This window comes from Pseudarthrobacter sp. RHLT3-21, assembly GCF_059383495.1.
Genome location: NZ_JBWZCI010000001.1, coordinates 42,090 through 62,887, shown reverse-complemented (window position 1 = coordinate 62,887; position 20,798 = coordinate 42,090). Strand labels below are relative to the sequence as shown.

General features: G+C 64.7%; 23 protein-coding genes. 11 read left to right on the top strand and 12 right to left on the bottom strand.

All coding sequences use genetic code 11. The features are described from left to right. Window positions 1–22 precede the first annotated feature (22 nt). Genes AC50YA_RS00320 through AC50YA_RS00310 form a run of 3 tightly spaced genes read left to right on the top strand, consistent with a single transcriptional unit; the run spans window position 23 to window position 3,178 of the window. Window positions 23–1,306: a magnesium transporter MgtE N-terminal domain-containing protein gene (locus AC50YA_RS00320; protein ID WP_494980418.1), complete on the top strand. Its 1,284-nt coding sequence runs from the start codon at window positions 23–25 to the stop codon at window positions 1,304–1,306. After that, window positions 1,299–2,039 (top strand): DUF1003 domain-containing protein, encoded by a 741-nt coding sequence (locus tag AC50YA_RS00315; RefSeq protein WP_494980417.1) that lies wholly within the window; start codon window positions 1,299–1,301, stop codon window positions 2,037–2,039. The genes AC50YA_RS00320 and AC50YA_RS00315 overlap by 8 nt, the downstream gene beginning before the upstream one ends. Before the next feature lie 11 nt (window positions 2,040–2,050). Continuing rightward, entirely contained in the window at window positions 2,051–3,178 is a 1,128-nt protein-coding gene (locus tag AC50YA_RS00310) for an Mrp/NBP35 family ATP-binding protein (RefSeq protein ID WP_494980416.1), read from the top strand. 31 nt (window positions 3,179–3,209) lie between these two features. Here AC50YA_RS00310 and AC50YA_RS00305 read toward each other — a convergent pair whose 3' ends face one another. From AC50YA_RS00305 to sigE, 3 genes are all read right to left on the bottom strand, one after another. After that, window positions 3,210–3,614 (bottom strand): twin-arginine translocase TatA/TatE family subunit, encoded by a 405-nt coding sequence (locus tag AC50YA_RS00305; protein WP_494980415.1) that lies wholly within the window; start codon window positions 3,612–3,614, stop codon window positions 3,210–3,212. A 69-nt stretch (window positions 3,615–3,683) separates the two neighbouring features. Next, the gene (locus AC50YA_RS00300) at window positions 3,684–4,553 is read right to left on the bottom strand and encodes an anti-sigma factor (RefSeq protein ID WP_494980414.1); all 870 of its coding nucleotides are present in this window, start codon (window positions 4,551–4,553) and stop codon (window positions 3,684–3,686) included. A gap of 8 nt (window positions 4,554–4,561) precedes the next feature. After that, on the bottom strand, window positions 4,562–5,179 hold the full coding sequence (gene sigE / locus AC50YA_RS00295; protein ID WP_494980413.1) for an RNA polymerase sigma factor SigE: 618 nt from the start codon (window positions 5,177–5,179) through the stop codon (window positions 4,562–4,564). Between the two features lie 227 nt (window positions 5,180–5,406). On the opposite strand from sigE, the gene AC50YA_RS00290 reads away from it, so the two are divergent. Further along, a complete protein-coding gene (locus AC50YA_RS00290) occupies window positions 5,407–6,039 on the top strand; it encodes an O-methyltransferase (protein WP_494980412.1) in 633 nt (210 codons plus the stop codon). An 83-nt stretch (window positions 6,040–6,122) separates the two neighbouring features. Here AC50YA_RS00290 and AC50YA_RS00285 read toward each other — a convergent pair whose 3' ends face one another. The 4 genes from AC50YA_RS00285 to AC50YA_RS00270 form a co-directional block, all read right to left on the bottom strand. After that, window positions 6,123–6,290 (bottom strand): DUF3117 domain-containing protein, encoded by a 168-nt coding sequence (locus tag AC50YA_RS00285; RefSeq protein ID WP_009357720.1) that lies wholly within the window; start codon window positions 6,288–6,290, stop codon window positions 6,123–6,125. A gap of 235 nt (window positions 6,291–6,525) precedes the next feature. After that, window positions 6,526–7,773, bottom strand: coding sequence for a hypothetical protein (locus AC50YA_RS00280; RefSeq protein WP_494980411.1), 1,248 nt, complete (start codon window positions 7,771–7,773; stop codon window positions 6,526–6,528). Beyond that, window positions 7,770–8,159 (bottom strand): DivIVA domain-containing protein, encoded by a 390-nt coding sequence (locus AC50YA_RS00275; RefSeq protein WP_494980410.1) that lies wholly within the window; start codon window positions 8,157–8,159, stop codon window positions 7,770–7,772. Before AC50YA_RS00275 ends, AC50YA_RS00280 begins: the two co-directional genes overlap by 4 nt. A gap of 30 nt (window positions 8,160–8,189) precedes the next feature. Next, window positions 8,190–8,972, bottom strand: a complete 783-nt coding sequence (locus AC50YA_RS00270; RefSeq protein WP_494980409.1) for an LOG family protein — start codon at window positions 8,970–8,972, stop codon at window positions 8,190–8,192. Window positions 8,973–9,088: 116 nt separating this feature from the next. Between AC50YA_RS00270 and AC50YA_RS00265 the strand changes: the two genes are divergently transcribed. The 4 genes from AC50YA_RS00265 (at window position 9,089) to AC50YA_RS00250 (ending at window position 12,407) form a co-directional block, all read left to right on the top strand. Further along, window positions 9,089–9,844: an amino acid ABC transporter ATP-binding protein gene (locus tag AC50YA_RS00265; RefSeq protein WP_494980408.1), complete on the top strand. Its 756-nt coding sequence runs from the start codon at window positions 9,089–9,091 to the stop codon at window positions 9,842–9,844. A gap of 75 nt (window positions 9,845–9,919) precedes the next feature. After that, window positions 9,920–10,807 (top strand): glutamate ABC transporter substrate-binding protein, encoded by an 888-nt coding sequence (locus AC50YA_RS00260; protein WP_494980407.1) that lies wholly within the window; start codon window positions 9,920–9,922, stop codon window positions 10,805–10,807. Between the two features lie 95 nt (window positions 10,808–10,902). Next, complete coding sequence (locus AC50YA_RS00255) at window positions 10,903–11,553, top strand: amino acid ABC transporter permease (RefSeq protein ID WP_056343998.1); 651 nt, start codon at window positions 10,903–10,905, stop codon at window positions 11,551–11,553. Further along, the gene (locus AC50YA_RS00250; RefSeq protein WP_494980406.1) at window positions 11,550–12,407 is read left to right on the top strand and encodes an amino acid ABC transporter permease; all 858 of its coding nucleotides are present in this window, start codon (window positions 11,550–11,552) and stop codon (window positions 12,405–12,407) included. The genes AC50YA_RS00255 and AC50YA_RS00250 overlap by 4 nt, the downstream gene beginning before the upstream one ends. A 63-nt stretch (window positions 12,408–12,470) precedes the next feature. Here AC50YA_RS00250 and dapE read toward each other — a convergent pair whose 3' ends face one another. After that, entirely contained in the window at window positions 12,471–13,607 is a 1,137-nt protein-coding gene (dapE, locus tag AC50YA_RS00245; protein ID WP_494980405.1) for a succinyl-diaminopimelate desuccinylase, read from the bottom strand. A gap of 50 nt (window positions 13,608–13,657) precedes the next feature. Here dapE and dapD point away from each other — a divergent pair, with 50 nt between their 5' ends. Both dapD and AC50YA_RS00235 read left to right on the top strand, forming a co-directional pair. Next, window positions 13,658–14,698, top strand: coding sequence for a 2,3,4,5-tetrahydropyridine-2,6-dicarboxylate N-succinyltransferase (dapD, locus tag AC50YA_RS00240; protein WP_494980404.1), 1,041 nt, complete (start codon window positions 13,658–13,660; stop codon window positions 14,696–14,698). 7 nt (window positions 14,699–14,705) lie between these two features. Further along, window positions 14,706–15,563 (top strand): transglycosylase SLT domain-containing protein, encoded by an 858-nt coding sequence (locus AC50YA_RS00235; protein WP_494980403.1) that lies wholly within the window; start codon window positions 14,706–14,708, stop codon window positions 15,561–15,563. 25 nt (window positions 15,564–15,588) lie between these two features. On the opposite strand, the gene AC50YA_RS00230 is transcribed toward AC50YA_RS00235, so the two are convergent. After that, window positions 15,589–16,200, bottom strand: coding sequence for a hypothetical protein (locus AC50YA_RS00230; protein WP_494980402.1), 612 nt, complete (start codon window positions 16,198–16,200; stop codon window positions 15,589–15,591). A 93-nt stretch (window positions 16,201–16,293) separates the two neighbouring features. Next, window positions 16,294–16,905 carry a TetR/AcrR family transcriptional regulator gene (locus AC50YA_RS00225; protein WP_494980401.1) on the bottom strand — a complete coding sequence of 204 codons (612 nt, stop codon included), beginning with the start codon at window positions 16,903–16,905 and terminating at the stop codon, window positions 16,294–16,296. A 65-nt stretch (window positions 16,906–16,970) separates the two neighbouring features. Between AC50YA_RS00225 and galE the strand changes: the two genes are divergently transcribed. Then, the gene (galE, locus tag AC50YA_RS00220) at window positions 16,971–17,984 is read left to right on the top strand and encodes a UDP-glucose 4-epimerase GalE (protein ID WP_494980400.1); all 1,014 of its coding nucleotides are present in this window, start codon (window positions 16,971–16,973) and stop codon (window positions 17,982–17,984) included. A 147-nt stretch (window positions 17,985–18,131) separates the two neighbouring features. Here the strand turns inward: galE and AC50YA_RS00215 are convergent, their stop codons facing one another. Both AC50YA_RS00215 and dapC read right to left on the bottom strand, forming a co-directional pair. Further along, entirely contained in the window at window positions 18,132–19,415 is a 1,284-nt protein-coding gene (locus AC50YA_RS00215) for a citrate synthase (RefSeq protein WP_160672493.1), read from the bottom strand. 229 nt (window positions 19,416–19,644) lie between these two features. Then, window positions 19,645–20,793, bottom strand: coding sequence for a succinyldiaminopimelate transaminase (dapC, locus tag AC50YA_RS00210; RefSeq protein ID WP_494980399.1), 1,149 nt, complete (start codon window positions 20,791–20,793; stop codon window positions 19,645–19,647). Window positions 20,794–20,798: the final 5 nt, after the last annotated feature.

Sequence of the window (20,798 nt, the reverse complement as noted above, 5' to 3'; positions counted from 1 at the left end):
GCAGACTCGGTAGCCTGTAGACGTGAGCACAAATCTTTCGCGCGTCTTTGTGGCCCGCCTGCTGGGTCTTGACGTCTTCGACCCCTTGGGCGACCGCTTGGGCAGGTTGCGCGATGTGGTGGTGCTCTCGCGTGGCAGCCGCGGTGCCCCGCACGTGGTGGGTATCGTCGTCGAAGTTCCCGGCAAAAAGCGGGTCTTTGTGCCGATGACACGCATTACCTCCATCGACCAGACACAGATCATCTGCACGGGCCTGGTCAACCTCCGGCGCTTTGAGCAGCGCGGCGCGGAGACGCTGGTGGTCGCGGAAATGTTCGACCGCCGCGTCACTCTCCGGGACGGCAGCGGCGACGCCACAATCGAGGACATCGCCATGGACCAGCACCGGTCCCACGACTGGTTCGTGAGCAAGCTGTTCGTCCGCCGGGGCCACTCCCTGTCCCCGCTCAGCCGGCTGCGCCGGAACGAGACCATGATCATCGATTGGGCCGACGCCCTCCAAGGTGCCCGCACCGAACCCCAGGCAGCCACCCAGTTCGTGGCCAACCATGAGGACCTCAAACCCGCAGACTTCGCCGAGGCCCTGCAGGAAATGAGCGACAAACGCCGCTTCGAAGTGGCCAGCGAACTCCAGGACGAACGCCTGGCCGACGTGCTGCAGGAAATGCCCGAAGACGACCAGGTGGAGATCCTCTCCGCCCTCGACGTCGAACGCGCGGCGGACGTCTTGGAGGAAATGGACCCCGACGACGCCGCCGACCTCCTCGCCGAGCTCCCCTCTGCACAGGCGGAGGAGCTTCTCCGCCTCATGGAACCCGAAGGCGCCGAGGACGTCAGGCGGCTCCTCGAATACGACGAGGACACCGCCGGTGGCCTGATGACGCCTGTTCCGGTGATCCTCCCCCCGGAGGCAACTGTCGCCGAGGCACTGGCCCACGTCCGCCGTGAGGAACTCTCCCCCGCCCTCGCCTCGTCCATCTTCATCACCCGGCCCCCGTTGGAAACCCCCACGGGACGGTTCCTGGGCGTTGTGCACATCCAGCAACTGCTCCGCTATCCGCCGCCGGAACCCCTGGGCAACCTCGTGGACAAGAACCTTGAGCCGGTCTCCGACCAGGCCCACATTAGCGAGGTGGCGCGCACCCTCGCCACCTACAACCTGAACTGTCTTCCCGTGGTCAATGACGCAGGCCGGCTCGTGGGGGCGGTGACTGTTGATGACGTTTTGGATCATCTGTTGCCGGATGACTGGCGCGCCTATGATGGCGAAGCCCCGATAAGAAAACTGGGAGGCCGCATTGGCTGACACCGGCGCCCCCAAGAATCCCAATAAGAAGGCGGCGGCCAAGGGCGGACTCGACACACCCCTAAGTGGCCGCCAGCGCATCCTGCCGAAGTTCTCACCCGACCCGGATGCATTCGGCCATGCGACGGAAGGCTTCGCCCGGTTTATGGGCACGCCGCAGTTCTTGGTCTATATGACGATCTTCGTCGTCATCTGGCTGGTCTGGAACACGTGGGCACCGGCGGAGTGGCAGTTCGATTCGCGCCTCCTGGGCTACACCCTCCTGACACTAATGCTTTCGCTGCAGGCCTCCTACGCGGCCCCGCTGCTGCTGCTGGCCCAGAACCGGCAGGACGACCGCGACCGGGTCTCCCTCCAGCAGGATCGCCAACAGGCGGCACGCAACCTGGCCGACACCGAGTACCTCACCCGGGAGCTGGCTTCACTGAGGATCGCGCTGCGCGAGGTTGCCACCCGCGACTACGTCCGGGCCGAACTGCGATCGCTCCTAGAGGACATGCTGGAAGCCCAGGAAGAGCTGCGGACCCACGATCACGCCGGTGCCGGCAGCCACGAGTCTCCGCGCGAGAAGATCAAGGACAGGCTCAAGGAAAAGCGCGATAAGCAGCGGAATCCCCGCACCCAGCAGCTTCCCAAGCTCAAGCCCGGCCACGCGGCCAAGGACCAGGCCGAGAATGAGCCATCCGTTCAGGACCCGGCCGACCCAAAGCACAACCCCACCACCGAAAGCTGAGCCCTGCCCGTATGAGCCTCCCCCTGGAGCAGGCAGTCCACGCTGCACTGGCAACCGTGATCGATCCTGAGCTCCGCCGTCCCATCACGGAACTGGGCATGGTGGAGTCCGTGGACATCTCTGCGGACGGCCATGTCAGGCTGGCCGTCCTGCTGACCATCGCGGGCTGTCCCCTGCGCGGGACCATTACTGCCGACTCCGAAAAGGCGCTGTCCGCAGTTCCGGGCGTGACCGCCGTCGAGGTTGAACTGAAAGTGATGAACCAGGCCCAGCGGGACGCCCTGAAGGAACAGCTCCGCGGCGCCTCCGGCCAGCGCGGGATTCCGTTCAACGAGCCGGGGTCGCTGACCAAGGTGTTTGCGGTGGCCAGCGGAAAGGGCGGCGTGGGCAAGTCTTCGCTGACGGTCAACCTGGCCTGCGCCCTGGCCGCCCAAGGGCTCCGTGTGGGCATCGTGGACGCCGACGTCCATGGCTTCTCGGTCCCGGCCCTGATGGGCATCACACAGGCACCCACCCGGGTGGACGACATGATCCTGCCGCCGGTGGCCTACGGCGTGAAAGTGATTTCCATCGGCATGTTCGTCGCCGGAAACCAGCCGGTTGCCTGGCGCGGGCCGATGCTCCACCGGGCCCTGGAACAGTTCCTGACCGACGTCTACTTCGGCGACCTCGACGCCCTTTTCCTCGACCTGCCGCCCGGCACCGGTGACATCGCGATTTCGGTGGCCCAGTTGCTGCCGAAGGCCGAGATCCTGGTGGTCACCACGCCGCAGGCTGCAGCTGCCGACGTCGCCGAGCGCGCCGGTGCCATCGCCACCCAGACAGGTCAGACGGTGGCTGGCGTCATCGAGAACATGTCATACCTGGAAATGCCCGACGGCGGCAGGATGGAGCTGTTTGGAAGCGGCGGCGGGGCGGTCCTCGCCGAAAGACTCACAACGACGGTGGGCAAGGATGTGCCGCTCCTGGGACAGATCCCGCTGGACATCCTGCTGCGGGAAGGCGGCGATACCGGCGCGCCTATAGTACTTGGCCGGCCAGAGACACCGGCGGCCATTGCCCTGACCGAAATCGCCGGAAAACTTGCAGCCAGGCCCAGAGGCCTGACGGGGATGAAGCTGGGCCTGCAACCCCGCTAGCGCATCATCGCCCACCAGAGGCGACGTGGCCCTAGGTTGCTTCGGTATCGAACGGCGCGGGTTCGCCCAGCGGCAGCGATTGGACCACTCGTTCCGGACGGGAGGCAGCCGTCCCGCCTGTGGTAACGGCCCCTGCATCGGCGACGGCAGCTACCGGCGCGCCGGCACTGACGGGTTTGGCGTCGTCGTCCAGGAGGGCTTCCTTGATGATGCGCCGCGGATCATACTGGCGGGGATCGTATTTCTTCCAGTCGACATCGTCGATGTCGATGCCGACTTCTTCCTTGATCTGCTCCCGTGCACCGGAGGCCATCCGGCGGACTTCCTTCACCAGATTCGCAAGTTTCTGGGTGTATTCGGGCAGGCGCTGGGGACCGATCACCAGGATGCCGATGATCAGCAGGAGGAAGAACTCCGGGCCGTTGATTCCAAACACTTTAGGAAGATTACCCTCTCCGGAGCCCCGCTGACGATTCCTGCCCGCCAGCGTCGCAAAGTGCCTGTATCACGGAGCCAGCATCTCCCCGAGTTTGCGGATTCCCCGCTCCAACCGGGCCGTGGGAGAGTCGTCCACTGCGGTCACCGGGGAGGCGTCAGGCGCCGTGCTGACACCCGCGTTAAGTCCTTCAACGGCGAGGACGCTGAGCCGCTGCAGCACCGGAACGGCGTCGTCGGCCTGTTCCGCCGGGAGGTCGGACTCAACCCTAAAAATGCCTGCCGCGGTCTCAACGGTGGCCGTCCAGGGTGCCAGGTTGCTGACCAGCGGCTTCCCATCGATCTGACCGGAGTTCTGCTCAGGGGTCTTTTCGGCGTCCGCGGGATGCTGTTCCACGATGGTGGCGTAGTGCCGCCCATCGGACAGGTGCATTTCCACCGCCGGCCGGCCATTGAGTGTTATGGCATTGGCGTTCCGGACGTGGAAGCCGAGTGACTGCAGTTCCGGACAGACCCAGCCTTCCGAGCGAAGGGCCAACAACTGCGCGGCGCTGAGCTCCCTGCCGTCGGCCGGCAGCTGGGCCGTATGCTGCACCAGGCTCCCATTGATGGCCGTTTGGGCTACGGGCAGGCTGTCCCCGGCCAGCGCAAACGCGCTGACCGCAAGAATTCCAGCGGCTGCAGCTGTCCCGCCGGCGGCTAATGCCAAGACTTTCGCGGCCCGGTACTGGCTCGGGGCTGGCTCCGCTGCGGCCGCGAGCAGTTGCGTCCTGGCCAGAAGCCGGGCCGTCAGGTCCTCGCTGGCAGGCGGCACGGCCGCGTCACGGAGCCGCTCGATGTACTGGCGTTCACGCTTCAGCGCCGCTGCACATTCCGCGCAGGTCTGCACGTGGCCGGCGCCGCGGTGATGCCGGCGGCCGAAGGGGTTCTGGGGCGTCATGGTGCCGATCAGAGGATGCTGGCGATGCGTGGCAGCGAAAGCTTTGGCTTTCGTCCTTGCTGCGGCCGGGGGTCGCGGTGGGCCAGCTTTTCGCGCAGCATGGTCCGGCCGCGGTGGATACGTGAACGGACCGTACCCAGTTTGACGCCGAGTGCAGCGGCCACTTCGTCGTAGGACAGGCCTTCCAGGTCGCAAAGTACGACGGCGGCGCGGAAGTCCGGGGGCAGTTCTTCCAAGGCAGCCTGGACATCGAGGTCCAGGTTGTTCAGTTCGAAGCTTTGTTCCGGTCCGGGCTCCCGCCCGGGAATCCGGGATTCGGCGTCATCGGCCAGCGAATCAAACCGGATACGGGTTTTCCGGCGCGCCTGGTCCAGGAACAGGTTGGTGGTGATGCGGTGCAGCCAGCCATCGAGGGTCCCTGGCTTGAAGTTCTCCAGTGACCGGAAGACACGGACGAACACCTCCTGGGTGAGGTCCTCGGCGTCGAACTTGTTCCCGGTCAGCCGGTAAGCCAGCCGGTAGACCTTGGCGGAGTGGTTGGCCACCACTTCCTCCCAGGTCGGCCTGACCCACACAGCGGCGGAATCTTGCGTTGCAGGGACAGGTGCCACATCTGATGCTGACATCGTCCACTCCCATCGTGGATTGCTATCGCCCGGATACTGTTGACATCTCTGGTTCGGCGCCGACCTCCTCACGGATGACCGGATATCCATCATTTCAAAGTTGGCTGGGAATTTCCTGACCGGGGCGGTTCTTCAGCCAGAGGCGCAACGATTCCCTTCCGCGGCTGGCACCCCTCCACACAGTAGGCTGTACTAAACACTCCCCTGCCGCCCAGAAAGCGAATCACATGAGCGCCGACAAATCCACGAGCTGGTCCTATGCAGAAGATCTGCCCGCAGAGGATGAGGTCATGCTTCGTGCCAGGGAGCGCTCCTTCGAACTGGGCGTGACGCCCATCGGCGCAGGTGTTGGTGCAGTCCTGACCGTTTTGGCCGCGGGTTCGAAGGCCCAGACCGCCGTCGAAATCGGGACCGGCGCAGGAGTCTCCGGAGTCTGCATTCTGCGGGGGCTTGGGCCGCAGGCCGTGCTGACCACCATCGACGTGGACGTGGAACATCTGAAAGCGGCACGTGAAGCGTTTTCGGAGGCTGGCAGCCCGGCCAACCGCACCCGCACCATTTCCGGCCGCGCCGGCGATGTCCTGCCGCGCCTGACCGACTCCGCTTATGACCTGGTGTTTGTCGACGCCGACAAGCCCGGCCTGCCCGGCTACGTGCAGCAGGCCGTCCGGCTCCTGAAGGCCGGCGGGCTGCTTATCATCAATGACGCACTGGACAAGGACCGCGTAGCCAACCCGGCCGTCCGGGAGGCCAATACTGTTGTGCTCCGCCAGGTGGGCAAAGCAATCCGCGACGACGACCGTCTGGCGTCCGCGATGCTGCCCACCGGCGACGGACTGCTGGTCGCGGTCAAGAAGTAAATCCGCAAGAAATAAGCCAGGGTCCGCAGCCGGTTGGCTGCGGACCCTGGCCCTGCGGGATTATTCGGCAACGCCGAACCGGATTATTCAGTCACGCCGACGAGGCATTCCTTAAGGTTGGCCGCCTCCGCAGCGTTCAGTTCCACCACAAGCCGTCCGCCGCCTTCGAGCGGTACGCGCATGATCAGGCTGCGGCCCTCTTTGGTGACTTCCATAGGGCCGTCGCCGGTGCGTGGTTTCATAGCCGCCATGAGGAATTTCCCCTCCATTTAGTCCCAGGACATATCAGCCCGGATGGGCTGTGTCCGCATGGTCAAATCAAGCCGCTATGGCGGCCCGTACTGATGCCGCCATGGCTGAACATTTCTGAATGCTTTTTGTCCCTGCTTACTTACTATTATCCCGTAATGACCCGCACGTAGCTAATCGATGGACATTTACGGCCGCGTCAGATTCCCCAATCCGGCGGCCAGGCGCCGCCCGTGATCACGGCGGATAATCGCCGCCGCCCGGAAGCTGCGCCCATGCCCACAGCCAGACGATCCACACGATCTGGAGCAGGATAAACATGGTCAGGACTGTGCCGCGGTAGGCCTTGGACCGGGACAGCAGCGCAGCAGCCAGGGCCAATGGAAACAACGGGAGCAGCATCCGGAAGGTGCTGGTCTGGGGGTCGAGGAACAGCAGGAGGTAAGCCATGTAGCAGGCGCACCACATGCGCATTTCCACACCAAGCCGGACCACCGGCGGGGAGAACAGCAGGAGCGCAAAGAGGCCTGCAAAGACGAATGGCGCCACCATCCCCAGGACGGGGCCAAAGAGGTCGACGCCGGTGTCGAACCAGGGCTTGAAGGGCACCAGATCGTGGCCGCGCCACACTGTTTCGGTTTTGGTGTACGCCTCAATGTCCCCGGTGGCGGCCCAGGCCGCTGCCGGCCATAGCAGGGCCGAAGTGCCGCACACAAGGGTAAGGCCCGCCAGGGAGGCCAGCTCCCCCAGGCTGTGGGTACCCGGCTGTTTCCCGCGCCCCCGTTCCGCGAGCCGCCAGAGGAGGAGCAGCCCCACCATGGCGGCAAAAGGAACGCCCACGGGACGGGACAGGCACAGCAGCAGTACCACCGGCATGGCCCGGACATAATGACGCCTGATGACCAACAGCAGCGCCGCGGCCAGCAGGAAAATGGTCAGGGGCTCCGCATACGGGACCTGGAGAATGGCGGACACCGGAAAAGTCGCGAAGAATGCCACCCCCCAAAGGGCCGCAGCGTGCGGCGCCTTGTGCCTGAACAGGCAGTACACAGCCAGCGCCGCCCCCAACCCCGAAAGCATGGCGATGACCGTCAGCGCCGCAGCAGGGCTGATTCCGGTCAGGCCTGCGAGCGCACGGCCCAGGGCCGGGAAGAGCGGGTAGAACGCCCACGCATTCTCCTGCACGTTGCCGGCTGCATCTGTTGGAAGTGGTGAGGGATACCCGTCAGTGATGATCCGGCCATACCATCGCCCATCCCAGATATTGATGAAGTTCCAGTAGTCAGGGATAGCCGGAAACCACGGGTTGGGCCCTTGGTGCAGGGCGGCTGCCATGAAGATGCATGCGCTGACCAGCCGGGCAGCAGCATAGAGGACGGCAACCTGCAGCCACCAAGGCCAGCGTTGGACCGCGCCCGCCGCGCGGACGCCGAATGCGGTGATCAACGCCGACGGACCTGTCCGGTCTCCCGTGTCAGTGCTCAAGCGCCGGCCTCCGGGCGCGCCGCCCGTTCCACTTCCAGCAGCCGTGCCCGGAGCCTGCCCACTTCTTCGTCTTTGGCCGCGATCTGGTCCCGCAGTTCGTCAAGGACCTGATCCACCTGGTCCATCCGATACCCACGCAGGCCGAGGGAAAAACGGACACGGTCGACGTCGGCCGGTGAGGCGTCTTCGGGCAACAGCACCGGCGGCAGGTTGGCGGGCGGCTGCCCGAAGCCCGGGTAGAGCATCGGATTCTCCGGGAGCTCGGCGCCGGCGGCAGGTTCGCTCCTCCGACGGAGGCTGCGCAGGATTCCGCGGCGGCCACCGGCGCCTGCCCACAGGGTGGCGGCGATCAGCACGATGGCGAGGTAAACCAGGAAAAAACTCACAGCCCCATCGTGCCAGATCCGGGCGGCGCTCTATTCGGGCCGTTGCTGGCCGTTGGTGGGAACCGGGGCTGTCCCGTGGAGCACCAGTTCCACCGCTTCGGCGGGATCGTCCACCACCTGGATGAGGTCCAGGTCCTTTTCGGAGACCATTCCTTCGGCCACGAGGGTGCCCCTGATCCATTCGATCATCGGCCCCCAGAAGGCGACGCCGAGGAGCACGATCGGGAACGAAGTCACCTTCCGGGTCTGAACCAGGACCATGGCTTCGAAAAGTTCATCCAGTGTGCCCAGTCCGCCGGGAAGGACGATGAAGCCCTGGGCATATTTGACGAACATGGTCTTCCGGGCGAAGAAGTAACGGAAGTTGATGCCCAGGTCCACCCACTGGTTCAGGCCCTGCTCGAAGGGCAACTCAATACCCAGGCCCACGGAGACGCCGTTGCCTTCCACGGTGCCGCGGTTGGCGGCCTCCATGGAGCCCGGACCGCCGCCGGTGATGACGGCTACGCCCGCGGCCGCCAGCTTCCGGCCCACCTCCATGCCCATTTCGTAGTACGGACTGCCGGGCTTGGTGCGCGCCGAGCCGAAAACACTGACGGCAGGCCCCAGATCGGCAAGCGCGCCGAATCCCTCGACGAACTCGCTCTGGATCCGAAGGACACGCCAAGGGTCTGAATGGACGAACTGTCCGGCGCCCTTGGTATCAAGCAGATGCTGGTCGGACATTTCCACAGCTGCCTGCTTGCGGCGGAGTTCAAGGGGCCCCTTGCGGCGCGGCTGGGAAGATTTGGCCGGATCTGCGTTGATGCTCATCCCCCAAGGCTAATGCCATGGCCAGCGTGCCCGTGGCAGGTATCTCTTGAATCACGATCCGCGGGAACATGGCGTGATTCACCTCATAACCAGCCAATGTTCGCTAGATTCTTCTTATGACTACTCATGTGCCCGGCGATGCGCTCGTCTCCCTGAATGGTGTGAATAAGCATTACGGTCAGTTGCACGTTTTGAAGGACATCAATCTCCACGTCCGGAAGGGCGAAGTGGTGGTGGTCATCGGCCCGTCAGGCTCAGGAAAGTCCACGTTGTGCCGTGCCATCAACCGTCTGGAAACCATCGAACGCGGCACCATCAGCATTGATGGAAAGGTGCTCCCGGAGGAGGGGAAGGAGCTGGCTCAGCTCCGCGCCGACGTCGGCATGGTCTTCCAGTCCTTCAACCTCTTCGCGCACAAGACCATCCTTGAGAACGTGACGCTTGGTCCCATCAAAGTCAAAGGCGTTGCCAAGGACCAGGCCGACAAGGAAGCCATGGCATTGCTCGAGCGCGTGGGTGTGGGTCACCAGGCCCCCAAACTCCCTGCGCAGCTCTCCGGCGGCCAGCAGCAGCGCGTGGCTATCGCCCGCGCCCTGGCCATGAAGCCCAAGGTCATGCTCTTTGATGAGCCCACCTCGGCGCTGGACCCCGAGATGATCAACGAGGTCCTCGACGTCATGATCCAGCTGGCCAAGGAAGGCATGACCATGGTTGTGGTGACGCACGAAATGGGCTTCGCCCGGAAGGCCGCTGACCGTGTGGTTTTTATGGCTGACGGACAGATCGTGGAGGACGCCAAGCCGGAAGAATTCTTCACCAACCCGAAGAGTGACCGCGCGAAGGACTTCCTGTCCAAGCTGCTCACCCACTGATTTTTTCCACCAACGAACACACACTCCAGTTCGCACCTAGGCCGTGACCCACGGCCGACCAATGAAAGGAATGTCATGAAGGCATTTATGACCCGCCGGAAGTCGTTCTTCGTGGCGGCTACTGCTGCCCTGGCGTTGTCCCTGAGCGCATGTGGCGGCACCACCCCCGGCACAACCAGCGATCCCACTGTTGCCGACAAACCGACGTTTGCCGCCGGCACCACCATGGCCAAGCTGTCCGCCGCAGGCACCATCAAGATCGGCACCAAGTACGACCAGCCGCTCTTCGGCCAGGTGGGCCTGGACGGCAAGCCGGTGGGCTTCGACGTCGAGATGGGCAAGCTGATCGCAGCCAAGCTGGGCATCGCTGCGGACAAGATCGAATGGTCAGAGACAGTCTCAGCCAACCGCGAGCCCTTCATCGAGCAGGGCAAGGTGGACCTTGTTATTGCCACGTACACCATCAATGACAAGCGCAAGCAGGTTGTCAGCTTCGCGGGCCCGTACTACCAGGCCGGCCAGGCGCTGATGGTGAACAAGGACAACACCTCCATCACCAAGCCCGAGGACGTCGCAGGCAAGAAGGTCTGCTCCGTGACCGGTTCCACCCCGGCCGCGACGATCGTGGACAAGTACAAGGCCGAGCTCGTTCCGGCAGCCACCTACTCCGCTTGCCTTGAGCCGCTGCGCAACAAGCAGGTCGAAGCGATCACCACGGACAACGTGATCCTGGCCGGCTTTGTGGACAAGGAACCGGATGCCTTCAAGCTGGCATCGGATAAAACCTTCACCAAAGAGCCGTACGGCATTGGCCTGAAGAAGGACGACACCGAGTTCCGCAACTGGATCAATGACCAGCTTGAGGCGTTCGGCAAGGACGGGTCCTACAAGAAGGCCTGGGAAGCAACGGCAGGTTCGGTCATCAAGACCGCCCCTGAACTTCCTGCCATCAACCGCTACTAGGTAGCCACGGCGGCTTCCGGGGAATTCGTTGAACGCGTTCCCCGGAAGCCGCCCGCCTGCTTTTTGACCCCCTACGCCCAGAGCCGAAGGATCCTATGGAAGTCATCATTGAAAACCTCCCCCTGTATTGGGAAGGCCTTCTCCGCACCCTTTTCCTGTCCGTCGTCTCCGGGATCATCGCCCTTATCCTCGGAACACTCCTGGCAGCAGCCCGCGTTTCCCCCGTTGCGGCCCTCCGGGGATTCAGCACCGTCTACGTGGAAATTCTCCGGAACACTCCTCTGACCATTGCCTTCTTCTTCGCAGCGATCGTCCTGCCCCGTCTCGGCGTGACATTCCAGCAGTTCGAGGTCGCAGCGATCATCGCCCTCAGCGCCTATACAGCGGCCTTCATTGCCGAAGCAGTCCGCTCAGGCGTTAACAGCGTCCCGCTCGGCCAGGCTGAGGCCGCGCGCAGCATCGGCATGAACTTCGGCCAGGTCCTGAATCTCATCATCCTGCCGCAGGCGCTTCGGACCGTGATCCCGCCGCTGATCAATATCCTGATCGCCCTGGTCAAAAACTCCTCCGTCGCCGGCGCGTTCTTTGTCCTGGAACTGTTCGGCTACGGCCGCCAAATGGCCAACGCCAACGGTGACCAGGTCATGGCAGTACTGCTCGGCGTAGCGTTCTTCTATCTGCTCCTCACCATTCCGCTGGGCATCCTGGCCAGCACGGTGGAACGAAAGGTGGCGATTGCCCGATGACTTCAGTCCTCTACGACGTTCCCGGCCCCAAAGCGCGCCGGGTCTCGCTGATCGGTTCCGTGGTTGGAACCGTGCTGATCCTGGGCCTCCTGGCATGGATCGTCATGACTCTCGCCCAGCAGGGCATTTTCGAAGGTCGCCGCTGGGCGATCTTCACCCGGGGCGACGTCTGGACGCTGCTCGCCAATGGCCTCGGCGCCACGCTCAGCGCCGCCGCCCTCGCCGCAGTGATCGCATTCCCCCTCGGCCTGATGTTCTGCCTGCTGCGCATCTCGCTGCTCGCCTGGATCCGGATTCCTGCCCGCGTGGTCCTGGAATTCCTGCGCGGCATGCCGGTTGTCCTGATGATGCTCTTCGTTCTGCTGGTATTCGGGACGAGTTCCTTCGTCGCAGTGGTGACGGGGCTCGTCCTCTACAACACCGCTATCTTCGCGGAGATCATCCGGGCCGGCATCCAATCACTGCCGAAGGGACAGCGGGAGGCGGGCCTGACCATCGGCCTGACCAGTTTCCAGTCCCGGATGCTCATCGAGCTGCCGCAGGCTGTCCGCCGCATGATGCCGTCGCTGGTTGCCCAACTCGTGGTGCTCCTGAAGGACACCTCCCTGGGCTACATCGTGGCGTACGGCGAACTTCTGCGCGCAGTGCAAGTCATGGCGGACTTCCTAGGGAACGCGTTCCTGTTCCCCATCTTCTTTGTGGCTGCCGCCATCTACATTGTGATCAACATCTGCGTTTCCCGGCTCGCAATCTGGATCGAGCGCCGGGGTTCCACGAGGGTTGCCGGCGGCGTGGCCAAAGCGCCAACCGCCGTCGTTGCTCCGGAACTACCGGAAGTACGGGAACCCAGGTAGCAACACCTCCACACAAGCAGAAGGGTCCGCAGCCTGCAGGCTGCGGACCCTTCTGCTTGCGGGCTACGCTGCGAGCCAGCTCCGCAACGCCCGCAGGCACTCCCGGATGGCATCGGCGTCGACGTGCTCGTTGTCCTTGTGCGCCAGCAGCGGGTCACCGGGGCCGAAGTTCACTGCCGGGATTCCCAGTTCGCTGAAACGCGCGACGTCGGTCCAGCCGTATTTCGGTTTGGGCTCCGCTCCTACGGCGGCCACGAAGGACGCGGCGGCCGGGTGGTTCAGTCCCGGACGGGCACCGGCGGCAGCGTCCGTGCGGACGACGTCGAAGCCTTCCAGCAGTTCCCGGACATGCGCCTCCGCCTGGTCCGGCGTCTTGTCCGGGGCGAAGCGGTAGTTGATTTCCACGACGCAGCGGTCCGGGATCACGTTGCCGGCTGTGCCGCCGTGGATCTTCACCGCATTCAGGCTCTCGCGGTAGTCCAGGCCATCCACATTGATGGTCCGCGGCTCGTAGTCCGCAAGCCGGGCCAGGATGGGTGCCGCCGCGTGGATGGCGTTGCTGCCCATCCATGCACGGGCGGAGTGCGCTGCCTCGCCCACCGTGGTGGCCTCAAAACGGCTGGTGCCGTTGCAGCCGCCCTCGACGGTGCCATGTGTCGGCTCCAGGAGGATGGCAAAGTCGCCGTCCAGAAGGCTGCCGTAGTTGCGGACCAGGCGGCCCAGGCCGCTCTTGACCGCTTCCACTTCCTCATGGTCGTAAAACACAAAGGTGACGTCCCGTTTGGGTGCCGCGCCGCCGTCGAACATTGTGGCCGCCAGCGCGAGTTGCACGGCGACGCCACCCTTCATGTCCGTCGCTCCGCGCCCGTAGAGCACGCCTTCCCCCGGGACACCTGATTCCCAGGTGGACGGGACGGTTCCGCGTGCTCCCGCGGTGACCGGCAACGGCACTGTGTCCAGGTGTCCGGCGAGGATGACGCGTTCCGCCCTGCCCAGTTCCGTGCGCGCGATGATGGAGTCACCGTCGCGAACCACCAGGAGTTCCGGGATGGCCCGCAGCGCCACTTCGACGGCGTCAGCCACTTCCGTCTCGTTCCCGGACACACTGTTGATGTCCATCAGGGCGGCGGTCAGCACCGAGACGTCCTGGCGGGGGTCCAAAGGCGCGGTGATCGATTTAGGGGCGGTTTCGGCAGTCACGTGGCCAGTCTAGTTCGAACGGGATGCCCGCCTCTCGCTAGACTGGGGCCATGACTGAGACCGCTACCTCCGCCGCGCCCGAGAACCAGAACGCAACTTCCGAAGCCCGCTCCGCCTACGGCTTCGGGTTGGCAACCATCGCTAGTGCCACGGGCGAGGAAAATGCTGAAGCCACCGTCCTGGACGTATGGTTCCCCGCGCCCGCGCTTGGAATTACGGCACAGAACCTGCGCGCCGTGGAGAATGCGGACGAAACACTGGTCCAGCTCGCCGAAAGCGGCACCGACGCGGACCGAGGGACCGAGCAGAAGGTGGTCTTCGTCCAGATCAACCTCGATGAAGCTCCGGCCGACACCGCCGACGCGTACCTCCGCCTGCACCTGCTCTCCCACCGGCTGGTCCGGCCCAACACCATCAACCTGGATGGCATCTTTGGCAAGCTCCCCAACGTGGTGTGGACCAACTTCGGCCCCGCCGCCGTGGAAGGCTTCGAACTGACCCGCGCCAAGCTTCGCCGCCGTGGCGCCGTTACTGTCTACGGCGTGGACAAGTTCCCCCGCATGGTGGACTACGTGGTGCCCTCCGGTGTCCGGATCGCCGACGCCGACCGCGTCCGCCTCGGTGCCCACCTCGCCGAAGGCACCACCGTGATGCATGAAGGCTTTGTGAACTTCAACGCCGGCACCCTGGGCGCTTCCATGGTGGAAGGTCGCATCTCGGCCGGCGTCGTCGCCGGCGACGGCAGCGACGTGGGAGGCGGCGCGTCGATCATGGGCACCCTGTCCGGGGGCGGCAAGGAAAGGATCGTCATCGGCGAGCGCGTCCTGCTGGGGGCCAACTCCGGCGTCGGCATCAGCATCGGCGATGACTCCGTGGTGGAGGCAGGCCTCTACGTCACCGCTGGAACCCGCGTACTCATTCCCGGGCCCAAGGACGAGGATGGCGAGGACACCGCCAGGATCGTGAAGGCAGCCGAGCTGTCCGGCGTCTCCAACCTCCTGTTCCGGCGCAACTCCACCACCGGCGCGGTAGAGGCGTTGCCGCGCAAGGGCCAGACTGTGGAACTCAACGACGCGCTCCACGCCAACTGACCTGTCTGTGGCACGTGGACGCAGTTTCGTTCGCCCCACCGTGCTGCTGCTTACCCTGGCGCTGGCCGGCGCCGGCATCTACACGGCGGTCTCCTTCCTGCAGCGCTCCGAAACCCTGGTCTCGGAGCGCTGCACGGCCGACGTCGGGACCCAGAGCGCTGAGCTTGCAACGGACCAGGCGGTTAATGCCTCACTGATTACAGCCGTGGCGGTGCAGCGCGGGCTGCCTCCCCGGGCAGCCAGCATCGCCCTTGCCACCGCCATGCAGGAATCCAAGCTGCGCAACATCGCCCATGGCGACCAGGCCGGCCCCGACTCCCGCGGACTCTTCCAGCAACGTCCCTCGCAGGGGTGGGGAACCGAGGCCCAGATCATGGACCCGTACTACGCTGCCAATGCTTTCTACGATGCGCTGGTCAAAATTCCCGGCTATGAGTCCCTGGAGATCACCGACGCCGCCCAGCGCGTCCAGCGCTCGGCTTACCCCCTCGCCTACGCTCAACACGAAGATATGGGCCGCTCCTTCGCGTCGGCCCTGACCGGCCAGACGCCCGCCTCTGTGCTGTGCACCTTGCGCGCACCGCAGGAACCGGGCATCCCCGCCGCCGTCGAGTCCGAGCTCGCCCAGGCGTACGGGCCGCTCGCCATCACCACGGAGAATGATTCCCTCGTGGTGGAAGCTGACGGCACCCAGGCCTGGTCCGTGGCGCAGTGGGCAGTTGCCAACGCCAAAGGCCTGGCTGTGACGCGCGTGGATGTTGCCGGCCGGAGCTGGGACCGCGAGGATCAGGGCGGCTGGCAGGAATCAGACGTGCCCGCCGCCCAGGTCCGCATTACTGTGGCGCCGGCCGGCACCGGCAGCTGACTGCCCGGGTGCTGACTGCGCAGCCTCAGACCAGGATGTCCACCACGGGCTGGACGTAGCTGCGGAAGAGCTCCGGCGCCGACATGAGGTTATGGCTCATGATGATCTTGTCCGGCTCCAGGTACCACGCCCGCTGTTCGTTCAGCGGCAGTTCGATGATGGTCAGGGTAAAGTCCCGCGACCCCCGGCCTACCTCCAGCAGGCGGTCATCCACCATGTCGCCCAACAGCTGGTCCGAACCGCTGGCCACCCGCTCGGCTTCCAGCCGGGCGTATTCACTGCGGCGCTCCCGCGCCCAGGTCAGCGCGGCACCGAAGTGGGCCTGCAGGACACGCTGGAGGGCAGGGGAATTTCCGAATTCCCCAAAGTCCGGAGGGGACAGCTCCGGCGAGGTCTGGGGATGTGCCTTCAGCAACTGCTCCCACCAGGCTTCCCATTCGGTTTTGAGCGCGCTCTGCCCGCCGACGTCGGCCGTGAGGTGGGCGTGGTCTGCATGGCGGATCTTCGGCGCGGCATGCGACAACGCGGGATGGCCGGCGCCGTCGAGTCCTGCCGCATCACGGACAAAGAGCGCGATCATCAGCGGCCCAGACGTGTCCGTGGTGATCTGCCAGCCGGAATCACCTGTGTGATGCATCCCTACTCCTCCTGTGACCTGCCTGTACCGGCTTGACCAGCCGGCTCCGCTCCCTGGCTCCCAGTCTATTCCCGATGCCACCGGACGGTAATGTCAGGCAGCCAGGCTCCTCAGGTGCCGGTCCAGGACGTCATGGCACATCTGCGCCGTCATCCAGGCGGGCTGCAGGAGGGCGTGCATGCACAGCCCGTCCAGCGTTGCCAGCAGCCTCTCCGCCTCGACCGCCAGCGACTGCTGCCCGTCGGCGTCGTCCGTTACCAGGGCCGTGATCACCTGCCCGACGACGGCAGCCACCTCCCGGTGGCTCCGATCGGCCTCGGCTGCGAGGAAGGGACGGATCCTGGCCGCGTTTTTGAAGGCCATCCACACACAGGCGTCCACGGCACGTTCCTCGTCGAGCGGCATAAATTCACTCAGCAGGGTTAAAACCGCTTCACGATGCGGGCCGGTCCCGGGCTCGTTGGCGGCCATCGCCGGCAATGCCGCGGTGAGCCGGCCCGTGATCCGGTCCACAACGGCGGCAAAAGAATGGCTGAGCAGTTCTTCACTGCCGGCAAAGTAGTGCCGGACGGAGCCCACGGCGAGGCCTGCTTCATCTGCCACCTCCCGCAGTGACGCCCGCTCGAGGCCGTCGACGGCGATGATCCTGAAGACCGCTTCAACGATCTCTGCGCGCCGGGCTTCGGCATCAACAATTTTGGGCACTCCTATTATTTAGCACACCTGTGCTGAAATCCACGCATCCGCGGAATTGGGATAGCGTGGGGGGCATGAAAATTCTGGTCACAGGCGGCACCGGGTACATCGGTTCGCACACAGTCTTGTCCCTGCAGGAAGCCGGCCACGATGTGGTGGTGATCGATAACCTGGTGAACTCCAGCGAAGAGTCGCTGCGCCGCGTCGCCGAACTCAGCGGCAAGACCGCGGAATTCCACAACGTGGACCTGGTGGACGATGCCGCCGTGGAAGGGGTCTTTGCCGCCCACGCGATCGACGCCGTGATCCACTTTGCCGGGCTCAAGGCCGTGGGCGAGTCGGTCCGCGAACCGCTCAAGTACTACTACAACAACCTCGTGGGCACGCTTAACCTGATCCGGGTGATGGACCGCCATGACGTCCGCTCCATCGTCTTCAGCTCGTCCGCCACCGTGTACGGCGAGCACAATCCCATCCCGTACGTGGAAAAGATGGAGATTGGCGCCAACAACCCGTACGGCCGCACCAAGGAACAGATCGAGGACATTCTCGCCGATCTTGGCGCCGCCGACAGCCGCTGGCACATTGCCCTGCTGCGCTACTTTAACCCGGTGGGCGCCCACCCGTCCGGCCGCATCGGCGAGGACCCCCAGGGCATCCCCAACAACCTGGTGCCCTTCATCGCCCAGGTGGCCGTGGGACGCCGCGACAAGCTCATGGTGTTTGGCGGCGACTACGACACCCCTGACGGCACCTGCCTGCGGGACTACATCCACGTGGTGGACCTCGCCGAAGGCCACGTGGCAGCCCTCAACCACGTCGCGGACCGCTCAGGCGTCTACCGCTGGAACCTGGGCTCCGGAAAGGGCTCCTCGGTCCTGGAGGTCCTGCGGTCCTTCGAGAAGGCCGTGGGGCAGCCCATCCCCTACGAGGTCACCGGCCGCCGAGAGGGGGACCTCCCGGCATTCTGGGCCGACGCCACCTCCGCCCTCGCCGACCTGAGCTGGTCCACCACCAAGACAGTGGACCAGATGTGCGAGGACCACTGGCGCTGGCAGAAGAACAACCCCCTCGGCTACGACTCCTAGCATCGATTGCTCCGCACGGGCCCTTTTGAGCGCCGAAAACGGCAGTTGCGAAGCAATCGATGGTGCTTAACGACTGCGGCCCCCACCTCGGAAGGTGGGCGGCCGCCGTCGTAATTCAGTTAGTCGGTCCGAATGAGAACCCGGCGCTTAGCGGACCGGGTAGTCGCGCTCCGGCTCGCCGATGTACAGCTGGCGCGGGCGGCCGATCTTGGTGTTCGGGTCGCTGATCATTTCACGCCACTGGGCAATCCAGCCCGGCAGGCGGCCGATCGCGAAGAGCACGGTGAACATCTTCTCCGGGAAGCCCATGGCCTTGTAGATCAGGCCGGTGTAGAAGTCGACGTTCGGGTACAGCTTGCGCTGGATGAAGTAGTCATCGTTGAGCGCCTTCTCTTCCAGGCGCATGGCGATCTCGAGCAGTTCGTCGTTGCCGCCGAGCTTGGTGAGGATCTCATGGGCCGTGGCCTTGACGATCTTCGCGCGAGGATCGTAGTTCTTGTAGACGCGGTGTCCGAAGCCCATAAGGCGGACGCCGTCTTCCTTGTTCTTGACCTTCTCCATGTAGTCCTCGGGCTTGGTGCCGTCGGCCTGGATCTGGCGGAGCATCTTCAGCACTGCCTCGTTGGCGCCGCCGTGGGCGGGACCGAAGAGGGCGTTGATGCCGGCTGACACCGATGCGAAGAGGTTGGCGTTGGAGGAGCCCACCAGCCGCACGGTGGAGGTGGAACAGTTCTGCTCGTGGTCCGCGTGCAGGATCAGGAGGAGATCCAGTGCCTTGGCGATGACCGGGTCAACCTCATACTGCTCGGCGGGAAGGCCGAAGCTCAGGCGCAGGAAGTTCTCCACGAGGTTGTGGGAGTTGTCCGGGTACAGCATGGGCTGGCCGATGCTCTTCTTCAGGGCGTAGGCGGCGATGACCGGCATCTTGGCCAGCAACCGGTAGGTGGAGACCTCGACCTGCTCGGCGTTGAAGGGGTCCAGCGAGTCCTGGTAGAACGTGGACAGCGCCGACACTGCCGAGGACAGCACGGGCATCGGGTGGGCGTCACGCGGGAAGCCGCTGAAGAAGCCCTTGAGCTCCTCGTGCAGCAGGGTGTGGTGACGGATGCGCTGGTCGAAGGCTTCCAGCTCGGTGGGGCTCGGCAGGTTGCCGTAGATCAGCAGGTAGGAAACCTCGAGGAAGCTGGAGTGCTGCGCCAGCTGCTCGATGGGGTACCCGCGGTAACGCAGGATGCCCGCGTCGCCGTCGATGTAGGTGATAGCGGAGGTGGTTGCTGCGGTGTTCATGAAGCCGGGGTCAAAGGTGACTGCGCCCGTCTGCTTGAGCAGCTTGGAAACGTCGTAGCCTTCGTTTCCTTCAACAACCTGGATGCGCGGGAGCTTGAGCTCGCCTCCTGCATGGTGCAGGGTTGCGCTGTTGGTCTCAGTCATGGAGTCCCCTTCATGAGGCGCGTGGGCCTCTGTCGAAAGCTTGATCCAACATCCGGTGAGCCGTGGCACTGACCCTGTTCATCCAGGAATCCAACACCCGGGCTGCCTTCTTGTAGAAAGCCACCATTGATAGTCACTTAAAAAGTACCGCCCGATTGCGGGTGTCACTAATCGGAAGCGTGGGAAACCCCCGTAAAATGCAGTCTTTGTGGTGCGAGTCACATGATTGTTACGGCGTCGTGGCCAGTCTGGCCACTGCGGCGTCAATCCGTTCATCCGTGCCCGTCAGTGCGACACGCACAAACCCGTTGCCGGCCTCGCCGTAGAAGACGCCCGGCCCCACCACGATGCCACGCTCGGCCAGCCGCGCCACGGTGTCCCAGGTGCTCTCTCCGGCGGTGGACCAAAGGTACAGTCCGGCGTCGGAATCCTTGATCTCCAGCCCAAAGCCCTGCAGGGCCGGCACCAGGCGCTCCCGGCGTCCGCGGTACAGGTCCTTCTGGGCCTGGACGTGGGCGTCATCGCCCAGCGCCACCCGCATTGCTTCCTGCACCGGGTACGGGACTATCATGCCTGCATGCTTGCGGCTGTTGACGAGGTTGGCCATGATGACCGGGTCACCGGCGACAAATGCTGCGCGGTAACCTGCCACGTTGGACTGCTTGCTCAGCGAGTACACGGCCAGGAGGCCCTCGTGGGACCCGCCGGAAACGCGCGGATCCAGGATGCTCGGCACGGGCTCGCCGCCGCGCTGCGCGTCCCAGGCGCCCCACCCGAGTTCGGCGTAGCACTCGTCCGACGCGACCACGGCGCCCAGTTCGCGGGCCTGCGCCACAATAGTTTTGAGGGACTCAACATCCCTGACGCTTCCGGTGGGGTTGCCCGGGGAGTTCACCCAGATCAGCCGCACGCGGGAGCGCGTGGCTTCGTCCAACTCGTCGAGGTTGTCGGTAGCCACAGAGGTGACGCCGGCGAAAGTAGCCCCGATGTCATAGGTGGGGTAGGCAACCTTGGGACGGACGACGACGTCGCCCGGCTTCAGCCCGAGCAGGAGCGGCAGCCACGCCACCAGTTCCTTGGAGCCCACGGTAGGCATGATGTTCTTCGGGTCCAGTCCGGGGACGCCGCGGCGGCGCTCAAACCACGCCGCAATGGCTTCCCGCAACGGAACGGTGCCGTGGACCGTGGGGTATCCCGGGGCGTCCGCGGCGGCCCTGAGGGCATCCTGGATCAACGCGGGCGTGGGGTCGACGGGCGTGCCGATCGAGAGGTTTACGGCCCCACCCTGATGCTCGGAGGCTTTGGCCAGGTACGGTGCCATGGCCCCCCACGGGTAGTCGGGCAGACTCAGGCCAAAGCTGTTCACGGCTGCGGTCAACGCGA

Excerpts from the sequence above, each read along its gene's own strand:
- AC50YA_RS00265 (WP_494980408.1), top strand. The coding sequence starts at position 9,089 with ATGACTACTCATGTGCCCGGCGATGCGCTCGTCTCCCTGAATGGTGTG.
- AC50YA_RS00250 (WP_494980406.1), top strand. The coding sequence starts at position 11,550 with ATGACTTCAGTCCTCTACGACGTTCCCGGCCCCAAAGCGCGCCGGGTC.
- AC50YA_RS00255 (WP_056343998.1), top strand. The coding sequence starts at position 10,903 with ATGGAAGTCATCATTGAAAACCTCCCCCTGTATTGGGAAGGCCTTCTC.
- AC50YA_RS00270 (WP_494980409.1), bottom strand. The coding sequence starts at position 8,972 with ATGAGCATCAACGCAGATCCGGCCAAATCTTCCCAGCCGCGCCGCAAG.
- AC50YA_RS00215 (WP_160672493.1), bottom strand. The coding sequence starts at position 19,415 with ATGACTGAGACCAACAGCGCAACCCTGCACCATGCAGGAGGCGAGCTC.
- AC50YA_RS00260 (WP_494980407.1), top strand. The coding sequence starts at position 9,920 with ATGAAGGCATTTATGACCCGCCGGAAGTCGTTCTTCGTGGCGGCTACT.
- AC50YA_RS00310 (WP_494980416.1), top strand. The coding sequence starts at position 2,051 with ATGAGCCTCCCCCTGGAGCAGGCAGTCCACGCTGCACTGGCAACCGTG.
- galE (WP_494980400.1), top strand. The coding sequence starts at position 16,971 with ATGAAAATTCTGGTCACAGGCGGCACCGGGTACATCGGTTCGCACACA.
- AC50YA_RS00230 (WP_494980402.1), bottom strand. The coding sequence starts at position 16,200 with ATGCATCACACAGGTGATTCCGGCTGGCAGATCACCACGGACACGTCT.
- AC50YA_RS00300 (WP_494980414.1), bottom strand. The coding sequence starts at position 4,553 with ATGACGCCCCAGAACCCCTTCGGCCGCCGGCATCACCGCGGCGCCGGC.
- sigE (WP_494980413.1), bottom strand. The coding sequence starts at position 5,179 with ATGTCAGCATCAGATGTGGCACCTGTCCCTGCAACGCAAGATTCCGCC.
- dapD (WP_494980404.1), top strand. The coding sequence starts at position 13,658 with ATGACTGAGACCGCTACCTCCGCCGCGCCCGAGAACCAGAACGCAACT.
- AC50YA_RS00290 (WP_494980412.1), top strand. The coding sequence starts at position 5,407 with ATGAGCGCCGACAAATCCACGAGCTGGTCCTATGCAGAAGATCTGCCC.
- AC50YA_RS00285 (WP_009357720.1), bottom strand. The coding sequence starts at position 6,290 with ATGGCGGCTATGAAACCACGCACCGGCGACGGCCCTATGGAAGTCACC.